The sequence below is a fragment of the Nocardia sp. NPDC051756 genome, assembly GCF_040681495.1.
Classification (GTDB): Bacteria; Actinomycetota; Actinomycetes; order Mycobacteriales; family Mycobacteriaceae; genus Nocardia.
Genome location: NZ_JBFAYV010000010.1, coordinates 82,802 through 95,508 on the forward strand (window position 1 = coordinate 82,802; position 12,707 = coordinate 95,508).

Below are 12,707 nucleotides of genomic sequence, written 5' to 3' on the forward strand. Positions count from 1 at the left end.
ACACGGCTGAGAGGCTCGATAGGTGAGCATTGTTCCCGAGTTCTTCACCGAGCACATTGCCCGGACCGCGGGGGAGGAGGCACGTGCCTGGCTGGCCGGCCTGCCCGCGCTCGCCGAGGAATACCGGCAACGCTGGCAGCTGACCTTCGACGGCCCGGCGATGCACGGTTACGTCGGCTTGGTGCTGCCCGCCACCAGAGCCGACGGCACCCCGGTCGTGCTGAAACTCAGCATGGTGATGCCGGAGACCCGCGACGAACCGCTCGCGCTCGCCACCTGGGCCGGCGTGGGTGCGGTGCGATTGCTCGACAGCGATCCCGAGCGCGGCGTGCTGCTGCTGGAACGCCTCGATTCGACCAGGTCGCTGGAGACCGAGCCGATCGATGATGCCGTGCGGATCGCCGCCGACCTGCTGCGCCGACTGGCGATCCCGGCCCCGCCGGGTCTCGGCCGCGACCTGCGGACCGAGGCCGAACGCCACGCGATCGAACTGCCGCGGGACTGGCAGCGCCTCGGCCGGCCGTTCCCGCGCAAGCTGCTGGACGCGGCCGTAGATGTGTGTAATCAGTTGGGCCCCAGCGCCGCCCGGCTACTGGCGAACGAGGACCTGCACTACGAGAACGTGCTGGCCGGCACCCGCGAACCCTGGCTGGTGATCGATCCGAAACCACTCGTCGGCGATCCCGAATTCACCACCCTGTCGCTGATCTGGAACCGCCGCTCGGAGTCCGCGCTGGCGGACCGTTTCGCCGCGATCGTCGACGGCGCGGGCTTCGACGCAGACCGGGCCAGAGCGTGGACTCTCGTTCGCGCCGTGCGGAATTGGCTGGATTTCCTGGACGACGACGACCTCGACGACGACGGCTACCTCGCGGTGCAGGACATCGCGCCGTGGGCGTTGCGCTGAGTGTGGTTGCTATGCGGCGAAATTGGGTACGACGAACCGTTCGACCAGCGCCCGCTCCGTGGCGGGATCGGTTGCGGGCCAAAACAACAGTGACAGCACCACCCGGACGATCCACTGCCCAGCGGCGGGGTCGGCGGTGGCGATTCCGGTGAGTTCGACGGCGGCGTCGGCGAGGCGGGGATTGCCCGCGAGGAACCCGTCGATTTCCTGAGGGGTGCTGGCGTTCAGGAAGGCGACCGCCACCGGGTCGGCGCGGACGGCGGTCAACGCCCCGAGGATTGCCTGCGTCACGCGTTCAGCGCCGTCGAGCGGCGCCACCGAGCGCTGAATGGTCTGGGCTATTCGCGCCGTGGCCCCGGTCAGGACCGCCTCGCGTAAGGCGGATTTCCCGCCGACATAGCGGTAGACCGTCGCGCGTGCGCAGCCCGCCTGCGCGGCGACTTGGTCGATGTTCAGCCCGCCCATCCCGCCGCGGGCGATCAGCTCGGCGGCGGCCGCGTGGATGCGCTCGACGGCGAGCTGGTGGCGGTCGCCGCCGACCAGCCAATCCGGTTGCCGGGTCATCAGGAACCCCGATTCGGGCGAGATACGGTCGAACTATTTTGTCTCATAGTGAGACGGATTCGCCCAGTCTGCCACAGGAATCCGCAGGTGTCCTCGGTACCGGAGACATCCGCGGATAGGGGCGATGACCAGCGAATTCTCACTTTTCCTAAACGGTTGACGCGGCCGGGAAACCTGCGAAATCTGTTGTAGATGACCAATGCGCTGGACGCGATCGACCTGTTCGAGCCGAGCCTGCTCGACGACCCGTACCCGCTCTATGCCCGGCTGCGGACCGGCTCACCGGTGCATCGGGTGGCGGACACCGGCTTCTTCCTGGTCAGCCGATGGGATCTGGTGGTCGAGGCGACCGGCCGGACCGCGGACTTCTCCTCGAACCTGACCGGCGCGCTGATTCGTCGGCCGGACGGGTCCTCGGCGGTGTTCGGCCTGGACGACCGGCGCGACGCCGTGCACGTGCTCGCCACCGGTGACGACCCCGCGCACCTGCGGCACCGGAAGCTGGTGCTGCCTGCCTTGGTCGCGAAACGTATTCGGGCACTGGAGCCGACGATCGCCGCGACGGTGGATCGGTTGTGGGAGAAGGGATTCGACGGCGAACGCATCGAGTGGATGGCGGCGATGGGCGATCGGTTGCCGATGACCGTGGTCGCCGGGCTGATCGGCCTGCCCGGCGGTGACGTTGCGCAGCTGATGAATTGGGGATACACCAGCACCGAACTGCTCGCCGGTGTGGTCACCACCGAGCGGCTCGGCGCGGTCGTGACGGCGTCGGTCGAGTTGGCGGGCTACTTGTACGAGAAGTTCGCGATCGCCTGCGCCGCACCGCAGGACGATCTGCTCGGCGACCTCGCCCGGGCTTGCGGCGCAGGCGATCTCAGCCGCGAGGTCGCCGTCCTGATCCTGGTCCAATTGGTCGGCGCGGGCGGTGAATCCACCGCGGGTCTGCTCGGCAACGCCGCTCGGCTGCTCGCCACGGATCAGCCCATGCAGCGCCGGGTCCGCGCGGAACCGCACCTGCTCGAACCCTTTCTGGAGGAGACCCTGCGGCTGGAATCGCCCTTCCGCGCCCATCATCGCCATGTCGTCGGTGACACCGAGCTGGGCGGTGTCGAGCTGCCCGCGGGCAGTCACCTGCTGCTGTTGTGGGGTGCCGCGAATCGCGACCCTGCGGTCTTCGCCGAGCCGGACGAGATCCGGCTGAATCGTCGCGTCCCACGCGGACATCTGGCCTTCGGCAAGGGCATCCACTTCTGCGTCGGTGCCGCGTTGGCGCGATTGGAAGTCCGGATCGCTATTGCCGCGCTACTCGAGCGCACCGCTGAGTTCCACCTGGTTCCTGATGCGGCCCACTGGGTTCCGAGCATCTTCGTCCGTCGCCATCAGCGTCTCACCTTGGCTGTTGCCTGATCAATGTGGGTGCTGGGCAGCGTATCTCGCGCGTTCGAGGGCGCGACGGCGAGCGCGGTCCGGATTCTCCAGGTCGGCGGGCAGGCCGTGCTTGGCGAGGCGGTGCGCGCGGTTCATCGGCATGAAGGCGGCGGTATAGAACAGTGCGAGGAGCACGGCGAGCAGCACCATCGAACCGCGTAACCACAGCTCGCCGGGGAAGAGCAGGAAGATGACGAACGGCGGGGTGAACGGGATCATCCCGCGCACGATGTGCCGGGTGGTCGCATGTTTGCCGGCCAGGTCGTTACGCACCCAGTCCAGCATCGAGTCGGGCAGGCGGCGGCCGAAGGCGTAGCCGATCCACTGGATAGGGTTGGGCCGCCGCGAGTTTCGGGACATGTGCGAACTCCTCATGGTGTTGCCGGGCTAGACGGTCAGCGATCGACGCGCGGCCTGGTTGACGCGAGTCAGCACCTCGCGCAGTTCCTCGAGATCGGCGAGGGTGACGCCGAGCCGCTCGACCACGGCCGGCGGGATCTTCTCGGCCTGCTTGCGCATCGCGACACCGGCCTCGGTCAAGTTGACGACCAGGTTCCGTTCGTCCCGGCTGTCCCGTTCGCGCGTGATCAGCCCGGCGCTCTCCAGCCGTTTGAGCAGCGGCGACAGGGTCGGCGAGTCCAGCTGGATGGCCTCGGCGATCGCCTTCACCGACATCGGTGCCTCGCCCCACAGCGCGAGCATCACCAGATACTGCGGGTGGGTGAGCCCGAGCGGTTCCAGCAGCGGCCGATACACGCCGAGCACCGCGCGATTGGCTACGGCCAGCGCGAAGCACACCTGCCGGTCGAGCTGCAACGGATCGTCCATCTGTCCTCCTGTCGAACTGCCATTAAGATTAACGCACAAACAGTTAGTGCATGAAGTGTATGGGCGACATCACGTCGGAGAAGCGTGGTTCCGGCGCGGGAAATCGTTAGTTTGAGACACATGCACAACGACACAGGCCGCATCCACGAGCTCGACGCCGTGCGCGGATTCGCCCTGTGCGGGATCCTCGTGGTCAATATCTGGCAGCTCACCGACCTGGCCGTGGTTAGAGCGCCCGGCGAGATGATCCCGCTGCGGCACCTGCTCTCGGTGCTGTTCGAGGGCCGCTTCTTCCCGATCTTCTCGTTCCTGTTCGGCCTGAGCTTCGCCCTGTTCCTGGACAGCGCGGCCCAGCGCACCGACCGTCCCCGGCTGGTCCTGATCCGTCGCCTCGTCGCGCTCGGCCTGCTCGGACTCGTGCACCACCAGTTCCAGCCCGGCGAAGCGCTGCTGCCGTACGCGCTCGTCGGCTTGGTCATCCTGCTGCCCGCCGCCGGCCTGCCCCGCCTGGCGATACTGGTCGCCGGCCTCGCCGCGACCATCGGGGTCGCGGTCACCCTCGGCGGCGGCTTCGGCCTCGTCCCCGGACTCTTCCTGCTCGGCCTGGCCACCGCCCGCTACGGCATCGCCGACACCCTCGACGAACGCGGCTGGCAGATCGCCGCCGCCTTCGCGCTGGCCCTTCCCGCCGCGGTCCTGACCGCACTGTGGGAATACCGCGTCCCCTACCTCGACCTACTGATCAGCAACGCCCCGCCGATCGCCGGCCTCCTCGGCGCGCTCGCCTACCTGACCGGCCTCTTGTTGCTCCTGCGCACCGAAACCGGCAGCGTCCTGTCCGAGGTGCTGGCGCCGATGGGCCGAATGGCCTTGACCAACTACCTCGGCGCCACCGCGCTGATCCTGCTCGCCGAACCCCACCTCGGCCTGGCCGGCACCGATAAATACGGCCTCCTCCTGGCCTTGGCCGCCGCGATCATCGTCATCCAAGCCGTCGCCAGCTGGGCCTGGCTCCAGCTGTTCCGCTACGGCCCGCTCGAATGGCTCTGGCGTTGCGTGACCTGGTGGGAGTTGGTCCCCGCGAGGCGCGTACCGGAGCCGACTCGGTATCGGTGAGTGGGCGGATCAGCCGAGCTTCACCGGGAGGGTGAACGGTCCGCGATGCCGAAAACCCGAGCGCCATGCGATATCTCGCTCATCTACCGTCAATGCGGTACCCGGCCAGCGGGTGAAGATGTGGTCGAGGGCCGTCGCGGTCAGCGTGCGCACCAGGGCGTTACCCAGGCAGGCGTGCAGGCCGTAGCCCAGGCCGAGCTGGGCATGGGGTGCCCGGGCAAGGTCCAATTCGTCTGGGCGGTCGAAGATTTGGGGGTCGCGATTCGCTGCGGCGAGACACAGCAGGACGGTCTGTCCGGCGCGGATGGTCTGCCCGCCGATGGTCAGGTCGGTGGTCGCGAAGCGTGGACCGGCCAGGACCTGGGGCGACAGGTAGCGCAGCAATTCGTCTACCGCCGAATGCTTTTCCGCCGTGCTGTGCAGGATCCGCAGCTGATCCGGGCGGCCGAGCAGCGTCAGCACCGAGCCGGCGATCAGGTCGACGAGCACCTCGTACCAGACGAACAGGAGATAGAACAGCAGCCCGGCGAGTTCGTCCGTGGACGGCGAGCCGGCGTCGTCGTGGGCGGCGACCAGTCGGCCGAGCAGGGTGTCGGCGCGGGTGGCCCGGGCCTGTTCCGTTGTCGCGGTGATGATCGCGAGCATCGTGGTCAGCGTGTCGCGGGCGCGTGGGGGATCGGCGGAGGGGAGCAGCGTCGAATTCGCCCAGCCGAGCAGGCTTTCGCGTTCGGCTGCCTTGAGCCCGAGCAGTTCGCCGAGCACGGCGGCGGGCAGCGGGACGGCGAGTCGTTCGACGAGATCGACCTCGGTACCCGAATCCAGTTCTTGCAGAAAGGAATCGATCAGCATCGGGGCACGGTGCGACCATCCGGACAGTCGTCGCGGTGACAGTTCGCTGGTCACGAAATGGCGCAGGCGCGCGTGTTCGGCAGGGTCGGTGACCTGGAAGGCGGCCACCGACGGCGGGACCGCGAAACCCCGATAGTCCTCGGTGCCCGCCCGGTGCACATTCGTCGACAGCCGATCGTCCAACAGTCCCGCGCGCACGTCGCGATACGTCGTCACCAACCACGCGGGCGGACCATCCGGCGTCCGCACCCGATGCACCCCACCCTCGGCGCGCAACCTGGCCAGCGTCGGCCACGGATCTGCCGCGAACCCGGCACCGAATGCGTCCGTCACCGGTTCATCATCTCCCATTGCGCACCAAGCCTTCTCGAAGGCCCGAGGCCGGCCGCCGCCTGGTCAGCAGGCTATCGCCCGGCAAATCTCACACCCGCGAATCGGCGCGGCGGCCGAGGAACGTCGCCCGTGCGTCGCAGACTGGTCGGTCATGGACCAGTTGGTGCTGATGTTCGTGATTCTGTTCGCCGCGATCTTCGCCGAGCCGTTGGGCAAGCGGCTCGGGGTGGCGTCGGCGGTGTTGATGACGGTGTTCGGGTGTGCGGTGGCGCTGGTTCCGTTCGCTCCGCGGATCGATATTCCGCCGGATCTGATCCTGCCGTTGGTGTTGCCGCCGCTGTTGTACGCGGCGTCGCGCCGGACATCGTGGCGGCAATTCGCAGAGAGCTGGGGCTTGATCGCGCTACGGGCGTTCGGGCTGGTGATCGCCACCGCCGCGGCGGTGGCCGCGGTGTTCCATGCCTGGTATCCGGCGTTGCCGATCGCCGCCGCGGTCGCGTTGGGCGCGGTGGTCGCGCCGCCGGATCCGGTGGCGGCCACCGCGTTGGCGGGCAGTCTCGGGTTGCCGCGCCGGTTGGTGGTGGTGCTGGGCGGCGAGGGGTTGTTCAACGATGTCACCGCGATCGTCATCTACGGCGTCGCGGTGCAAGCCGTGGTCACCGGAAAGTTCTCCGCGCCCCGTGCCGCAGCGGAATTCGTGATCTCGGCGGTGGTCGCGATCGCGGTCGGGTTGGTGCTCGGCTGGGCGGGGAGCCGGCTGACCAACTATCTCGCGGAGGCGACGTGGCAGGTGGCGCTGAGCCTGCTGCTGCCGTTCGCCGCGTACGGGCTCGCCGAGGCGTGGCATGGGTCGGGCGTGCTCGCGGTGCTGGTCTGCGCGCTGTATCTGACCGACGCGGTCACCGAGTTCGGCGATTCGGACTACCGGCTGGTCGGCGCCTCGTTCTGGGACATCATCGAAATGCTGTTGAGCGGCTTCGCTTTCGGCCTGATCGGCCTGGAGCTGGGCGCGGTGCTCGACGCGACCGGTCACGACTGGCCGAAGCTGCTCGGCGGGGCCTGCGCGGTGGTCGCCGTCGTGGTCGGACTGCGCCTGGTCTGGCTGTTGACGACGTGGGCGATCGGCCGCGCCTGGTGGCCCAACGCGGACGAGCCCTACACCTGGCGGGAGACGGTCGTCACCTGGTGGGCCGGGATGCGCGGCGTCGCGACGGTCGCACTGGCACTGGCCATTCCGTTCGTGACCGACGACGGGACCGACTTTCCCGGGCGCACCGAAATCCTGTTCACGGCGTTCGTCGTCGTCCTGTTCACGCTGCTGCTGCAAGGACCGACGCTGCCGTTCGTCGTCCGTCTCACCGGTGTGCACGCGGACACCCAGAAGGAACGCGAACTCGAACGCCAGCTGTGGGACCGCGTCATCAAGGCCGAGCTGACGCGGCTGAAAGAGGTTGCCGCCGAACAAGATCTACCCGACGACGTCTACGAACGCCTCCGCGACGGCTTCCGGCAGCGAATGGCGCGCGCCGACCCGCAGGCGGCCGACGCGGATGCCAAAGCCGAGGCCGAGCGGAACGTGAAGCTGGCCAAGCGGTTACGCGTCATCCGCGACGAGGTGGTCGAAGCGGGTCGCCGCGAAGCGCTCAATGCCCGGCGTGAACCGGGCATGCCGCCGGACCTCGTGGATCGAGTGACCCGGCGGCTCGATCTCGGCAGGCGCTGAACCGGCCGAAGATCGAATCGTCCAGGCGGGCAGCAAGATCAGCTGGCGGCCACGCCGGTGTTGCGGATCGCCTCGAGCACCTCGTTGTAGGTGAGGTCGGAGTTGACCGTGGCGGACTCGGACGGCACGTCGATGTCGACGTAGTCGACGCCGTTGACGCTGCGTAGGGAGGATTCGATGGCGGAGGCGGACTCGTGGGTGACGTTGTGCAAGGTGATGGTGTACGAACTCATGCTCTTCGGATAGACCGATTCCGGGCGGGTAAACGCCGACGAGCAGTCGAGTTCGATTCCCTACGTTTGGTCGTCGAGTCCCCGGGAATAGCCGGGGTGTCATACAACTCGACACAACAGGATTGTCATGATCATCATCATCGGGCTCGTCGTCTTGATCGCAGCTGTGATCGTCGGAGTCGCCGGCGTGGTGGCGAACAACGGCGAAGCCCACTTCCTATCAAGTGATTTCGCCGTCTTCGACTACCACTTCCACGGCTCCAGCGGTTTGCTGTTCGGCTACGGCATCGTCCTCGGCGCCATCGGCGCCGTCGGCCTTTCCTTACTGCTGACCGGTGTCTGGCGTGTATCCCGCCGAAACATGGTGGCACGTCGTGAGCTCAGGCAATCCCGCCGCGAAATGGCGGCGGTCCGGCGCGATCTAGCGGACGGCAGCACACCGCCGGCTCGCCAGGAGCCCGTACCGCAGCCGCACCGCGAGCCCGTCTGGAGTCGATTCGTGCGCCGTCCGGCCACGACTCCAGCCGGTGGCACCCCGCGCGCCGAAAGCACGACCCGCGTGCAGGCGCCGGCGTCGAAATAATCATCGAGAAAAGGAAATACGACCATGATTATTCTCGGACTTGTCCTCCTCATCGCGGGGTGGCTGCTCGGAATCGGATTGCTCACCACCGCAGGCATCATCATCCTCGTCGTCGGCCTCGTGCTCATGATCGCCGGATCGGTCGGCCGCCCGGTCGGTGGTCGGCGCTGGTATTACTAGGGACCGACCATGAGTAAGTTCGAAGATCGGATTGCGCACCAGGTGCAAGCCGCCAGGGGCAATGCGAAGAAATACCTCGGACGGGCGGTGGGCAACCGCCGCCTGGAATCCGAGGGACGTCGAGAACAGGCTCGCGGCAACGTGAAACGCGCCGCGGACAAATTGCGGGACGCGTTCAAACGCTGACCGGATGGCCGGTTGTTCAGCCGAGGGGCAGACCAAGCCCCTCGGCTAACACCGGCCATGACGCTTTCAACGCGTCCTGCCAGTACCCCCACGAGTGCGTCCCGGTCGGCTGGAAATCATAGGTCGCCGGAATGCCCAAGGCGTCCAGCCGATCTCGCATGTTCCGCGTGCACCAGTCGGCCACCGCCTCGATCACGCTGCCTCCGGCGACCTGATCGACGAAGCCGTTCGGGCCCTGCTGCACATACTTGCCGCCGGGCACGTCGTACATCCCGGGCACCCCGGTTCCGCTGGACAGGAACAACTTCAGCCCGCGCAACTGGTCCGCGTGCACGTACGGATCGTTCGCCGCCCACATCGGATCATTCGGCGGCCCATACATATTCACCGTATTGCCGCCGCCCCACATCTGCACCGCCAGGTTAACGAAGCTCTGCCCGACCGGATCGCTGATCTGCGCGCACCCGCTGTACGCGGCGACCGCCCGATACAGGCCGGGTTTCGCGATCGGCAGCTGCAACGCCGAGGTCCCCGACATCGACAGCCCCGCAATGGCATTGACGCCATTGGTGCCGAACTTGGCGTCGATCAGCGGCGGCAACTCCTCGGTGAGGAACGTCTGCCATTTGTACAGCCCGAGTTTCGGGTCGGGTGCCCGCCAATCGGTGTAGTAGCTCCACTGTCCGCCGACCGGCTGCACCACATTGACGTCCTTGGTGCCGAGGAAGCTCAGCGCGTCGGTGTTGAGCTGCCAGGTTGCCTGGTCCTCGCCGCCACCGCCGCCGTTCAGCAGGTACAGCGTCGGCCGCGGCGCCGAATCGTCCGCCGGCCGTTGCACATCGACGGTGATGTCCTGTTGCATCGCCGCCGAATAGACCTGGAGCCGCACGGTCCGGTCAGTCACCGCCTGTGCTTCGGTGATCGCGGAAGCCTGCGCCGCCGCGATGTTCGCCGCATACGCCGGCGCCCCCGTCCCGACCATCAGCGCGACCGCGAGCAGCAGGCTCGCCGCGTAGGTTCTTCGGCGACATGGCACCCAACCCAGGGTAGCGGCGAATTCGCTAGGTGGTTCGAATCCTCAGGAGAGCCTCAGCCGCGAAATGCCGCGATCAGCGTGCTCGTCAGGTTGTCCAGGTAATCGGAGCTGGTCGGCTCCCCGCCCAGCAGCCGCCGCCAGAACAGCGGGGCGATGCACAGATCGAGGGCGAGCGCGAGATCGAGGCCGGCCGGGAGTTCGCCCCGATCGATCCCGCGCCGCAGTATTTGCCCGACTTTTTCGCGGCGGCCGTGCCCGACGGCCTGCAACGCGTCGGCGACCGCGGGTGAGCGGACGCCCTCGGCGAGCAGGTCGGGGATGATCCGCGAGGCGAGCGGATGGCTGAAACCAGCGGCGGTGACCTCGAGGAAGGCCCGCAGATCGCCGCGCAGCGACCCGGTGTCCGGCACCTCCGCGGCGGCCACCGCGACCTGTTCGACGAGCGCGAGCACCAGTTGCTCCTTGGTCGCCCACCGCCGGTACAGCGTCGGCTTGCTGACGCCCGCGCGTCGCGCCACCCCCTCCATCGTCAGCTTGCCGTAGCCGACCTCGGCCAGCTCGGCGAAGGCCGCCCGGGTGATCGCGGAGGTGACCTGCGGCTGCATCACCGCGGCTCCGGCGGGGACGCGGGGGGAGTCTGTCATGCGCTCATCCTAACCACGTCGACACGGTTGCGTTTCGTCGTGAGTCGTCGTACCGTCTGTGTAGCACGACGAAACGCAACCGTATCGACGTATAGATCGAGGTAGAGCGATGAAATTCCAGTTCGACGACGAGTCCTTCGACTTCGAGGCGCTACGCGCGGCCGGCTTCGCGAGCTACGGCGGGGCCGATCTGGGCGAGGTGCTGGCCACCGCGAGCCGGATCACCGACGGCGACGAGGCGGCCTGGCAGCGCGAGTGGCAGGCCACCGCCGAGCGGGTGCACGCGATCGGCACCGACGCACTGGCGAAGGGCCACCCGGTCAGCGCCCGCGAGGCCCTGCTGCGCGCCTCGAACTACTACCGCACCGCCGAGTTCTACCTCCGCGACAACCCCGCCGAGGACCCGGTCGCCCGCGAGCTGTCCCGCCGCGCGCGCGAAACCTTCGCGCAGGCAGCGGAATTGCTCGATACCCCGGTACGAGAGGTGGCAATTCCCTTCCAGGACACCACTCTTCCCGGCTATCTGTTCCTGGCCGACGATTCCGGCGCACCGCGACCGACGGTGATCTTCACCAGCGGTTTCGACTCCACCCTGGAGGAAGCGTGGTTCGCCCTGGCCGCCGCCGCGGTCGAGCGCGGCTACCACGTGCTCGCCTACGACGGACCCGGTCAAGGCGCGGTGATTCGTGAGCAGGGCCTGCCGTTCCGGCACGACTGGGAGGCGGTCATCACCCCGGTCCTCGACTTCGCGCTGAACCTACCGGAGGTGGACCCGGAACGGATCGCGGTGTACGGCTACAGCCTCGGCGGCTACCTGGTCGCCCGCGCGGCCGCCTTCGAGCACCGGATCGCCGCGCTCGTGCTCAACGACGGTCTCTTCGACTACCACGACTCCAACACCAGGCTGATGCCCGAATTCCTCACCGAGTGGGTCGAATCCGGCCGCGATGCCGAGGCGCTGCCGGTCGCCGGACTGCTCATGGCCTACAACACCACCGTCCGGTGGGCGTTGCGCAACGGCGCCTGGACCTTCGGCGCGACCTCGCCGGCCGACTACATCCGCAAGACCAAGCCGTACACCCTGGACGGCATCGTGCACCAGATCGACTGCCCGACACTCGTTTTCGACGCCGAGAACGACCTGTTCTTCAAGGGCGAGGCGCAGCGCGTCTACGCGGCCCTCACCTGCCCGAAGGAACTGATCGTCGGCACCACCGCCGAGGGCGCGGGCGCGCACTGCCACATGGGCGCGATGCTGCTGACCCACCAGCGCGTATTTGATTGGCTGGACGGCATTTTCGAAGCGCTCCCGGTCGAGTGATCGCGGTCGCCTGCTGGGTGGTCGTCGCGTCGCCGGGCTCAGATCCCGGCGACGCCCGCGAGCTGGCCGATGCCGTAGGTGACCGCCATGGCCAGCGCACCGCCGATCACCACCCGCAGCACCGCGCGGCCGCGCTCGCTGCCGCCGAGGCGGGCGCTGACCGACCCGGTGACGGCCAGCGCCACCAGCACGGCGGCGAAGGTGATCGGAATCCGCAGCGGGACCGGCGGCAGCAGAATGGCCAGCAACGGCAGTAGGGCGCCGAAGGTGAACGAGACCGCCGAGGAGAACGCGGCCTGCCACGGGTTGGTCAGATCCTTCGGGTTGAGTCCCAGCTCGGCCTCGGCGTGCGCGGTGAACGCGTCGTGCGCGGTGAGCTCCTCGGCGACCTTGCGGGCGGTGTCGGCGGACAGGCCCTTGGCCTCGTAGATGCCGGCCAGTTCGGCCAGCTCAAATTCCGGTTCCTCGCGCAGCTCGCGCTGTTCCTTCGCCAGCAGGGCTCGCTCGGAATCGCGCTGGGTGCTCACCGAGACGTACTCGCCGACCGCCATCGAGATCGCACCCGCCGACAGCCCCGCGATGCCCGCGGTGAAAATCGCGCCCGTGCTGGTCGTCGCGGCGGCGACGCCGACCACCAGGCCGGCCGTGGACACGATGCCGTCGTTCGCGCCGAGCACTCCGGCGCGCAACCAGTTCAGCTTGGACGCCAACCCCTCGGCGTGCGGTTCGTGCGGGTGCGCGCCGGCGGGCGCACTGGTCGTCTCGTCCATGAT

At 68.0% G+C, this 12,707-nt stretch carries 16 protein-coding genes; 8 read left to right on the forward strand and 8 right to left on the reverse strand.

The window, feature by feature from the left end:
• Window positions 1–22: 22 nt before the first annotated feature.
• Window positions 23–907, forward strand: coding sequence for an aminoglycoside phosphotransferase family protein (locus AB0M22_RS36825; RefSeq protein WP_364736803.1), 885 nt, complete (start codon window positions 23–25; stop codon window positions 905–907).
• A gap of 9 nt (window positions 908–916) precedes the next feature.
• On the opposite strand, the gene AB0M22_RS36830 is transcribed toward AB0M22_RS36825, so the two are convergent.
• Complete coding sequence (locus AB0M22_RS36830) at window positions 917–1,471, reverse strand: helix-turn-helix domain-containing protein (RefSeq protein WP_364736805.1); 555 nt, start codon at window positions 1,469–1,471, stop codon at window positions 917–919.
• A gap of 192 nt (window positions 1,472–1,663) precedes the next feature.
• On the opposite strand from AB0M22_RS36830, the gene AB0M22_RS36835 reads away from it, so the two are divergent.
• Window positions 1,664–2,881 carry a cytochrome P450 gene (locus tag AB0M22_RS36835; RefSeq protein ID WP_364736807.1) on the forward strand — a complete coding sequence of 406 codons (1,218 nt, stop codon included), beginning with the start codon at window positions 1,664–1,666 and terminating at the stop codon, window positions 2,879–2,881.
• Here the strand turns inward: AB0M22_RS36835 and AB0M22_RS36840 are convergent, their stop codons facing one another.
• Both AB0M22_RS36840 and AB0M22_RS36845 read right to left on the reverse strand, forming a co-directional pair.
• Window positions 2,882–3,262 carry a DUF5313 family protein gene (locus tag AB0M22_RS36840; RefSeq protein WP_364736809.1) on the reverse strand — a complete coding sequence of 127 codons (381 nt, stop codon included), beginning with the start codon at window positions 3,260–3,262 and terminating at the stop codon, window positions 2,882–2,884.
• 27 nt (window positions 3,263–3,289) lie between these two features.
• The gene (locus AB0M22_RS36845) at window positions 3,290–3,730 is read right to left on the reverse strand and encodes a MarR family transcriptional regulator (RefSeq protein WP_364736811.1); all 441 of its coding nucleotides are present in this window, start codon (window positions 3,728–3,730) and stop codon (window positions 3,290–3,292) included.
• Window positions 3,731–3,850: 120 nt separating this feature from the next.
• On the opposite strand from AB0M22_RS36845, the gene AB0M22_RS36850 reads away from it, so the two are divergent.
• Entirely contained in the window at window positions 3,851–4,846 is a 996-nt protein-coding gene (locus AB0M22_RS36850; RefSeq protein WP_364736813.1) for a DUF418 domain-containing protein, read from the forward strand.
• Between the two features lie 9 nt (window positions 4,847–4,855).
• On the opposite strand, the gene AB0M22_RS36855 is transcribed toward AB0M22_RS36850, so the two are convergent.
• Entirely contained in the window at window positions 4,856–6,028 is a 1,173-nt protein-coding gene (locus tag AB0M22_RS36855; protein ID WP_364736815.1) for a cytochrome P450, read from the reverse strand.
• Window positions 6,029–6,179: 151 nt separating this feature from the next.
• Between AB0M22_RS36855 and AB0M22_RS36860 the strand changes: the two genes are divergently transcribed.
• A complete protein-coding gene (locus AB0M22_RS36860) occupies window positions 6,180–7,751 on the forward strand; it encodes a Na+/H+ antiporter (RefSeq protein WP_364736816.1) in 1,572 nt (523 codons plus the stop codon).
• A gap of 38 nt (window positions 7,752–7,789) precedes the next feature.
• Here the strand turns inward: AB0M22_RS36860 and AB0M22_RS36865 are convergent, their stop codons facing one another.
• The gene (locus AB0M22_RS36865) at window positions 7,790–7,984 is read right to left on the reverse strand and encodes a heavy metal-associated domain-containing protein (RefSeq protein ID WP_364736818.1); all 195 of its coding nucleotides are present in this window, start codon (window positions 7,982–7,984) and stop codon (window positions 7,790–7,792) included.
• Between the two features lie 127 nt (window positions 7,985–8,111).
• On the opposite strand from AB0M22_RS36865, the gene AB0M22_RS36870 reads away from it, so the two are divergent.
• The 3 genes from AB0M22_RS36870 to AB0M22_RS36880 are packed head-to-tail and all read left to right on the forward strand — an operon-like array spanning window position 8,112 to window position 8,933.
• Window positions 8,112–8,567: a hypothetical protein gene (locus AB0M22_RS36870; protein ID WP_364736820.1), complete on the forward strand. Its 456-nt coding sequence runs from the start codon at window positions 8,112–8,114 to the stop codon at window positions 8,565–8,567.
• A 24-nt stretch (window positions 8,568–8,591) separates the two neighbouring features.
• Window positions 8,592–8,747 (forward strand): DUF6131 family protein, encoded by a 156-nt coding sequence (locus AB0M22_RS36875; protein WP_191094067.1) that lies wholly within the window; start codon window positions 8,592–8,594, stop codon window positions 8,745–8,747.
• Between the two features lie 9 nt (window positions 8,748–8,756).
• Complete coding sequence (locus tag AB0M22_RS36880) at window positions 8,757–8,933, forward strand: CsbD family protein (RefSeq protein ID WP_150403582.1); 177 nt, start codon at window positions 8,757–8,759, stop codon at window positions 8,931–8,933.
• 16 nt (window positions 8,934–8,949) lie between these two features.
• Here the strand turns inward: AB0M22_RS36880 and AB0M22_RS36885 are convergent, their stop codons facing one another.
• A complete protein-coding gene (locus tag AB0M22_RS36885) occupies window positions 8,950–9,915 on the reverse strand; it encodes an alpha/beta hydrolase family protein (protein ID WP_364737127.1) in 966 nt (321 codons plus the stop codon).
• 107 nt (window positions 9,916–10,022) lie between these two features.
• Window positions 10,023–10,613 (reverse strand): TetR/AcrR family transcriptional regulator, encoded by a 591-nt coding sequence (locus AB0M22_RS36890; protein ID WP_364736823.1) that lies wholly within the window; start codon window positions 10,611–10,613, stop codon window positions 10,023–10,025.
• Between the two features lie 109 nt (window positions 10,614–10,722).
• Here AB0M22_RS36890 and AB0M22_RS36895 point away from each other — a divergent pair, with 109 nt between their 5' ends.
• A complete protein-coding gene (locus AB0M22_RS36895) occupies window positions 10,723–11,934 on the forward strand; it encodes an alpha/beta fold hydrolase (protein ID WP_364736825.1) in 1,212 nt (403 codons plus the stop codon).
• A gap of 38 nt (window positions 11,935–11,972) precedes the next feature.
• On the opposite strand, the gene AB0M22_RS36900 is transcribed toward AB0M22_RS36895, so the two are convergent.
• Window positions 11,973–12,704: a VIT family protein gene (locus tag AB0M22_RS36900; RefSeq protein WP_364736827.1), complete on the reverse strand. Its 732-nt coding sequence runs from the start codon at window positions 12,702–12,704 to the stop codon at window positions 11,973–11,975.
• Between the last annotated feature and the right edge of the window lie 3 nt (window positions 12,705–12,707).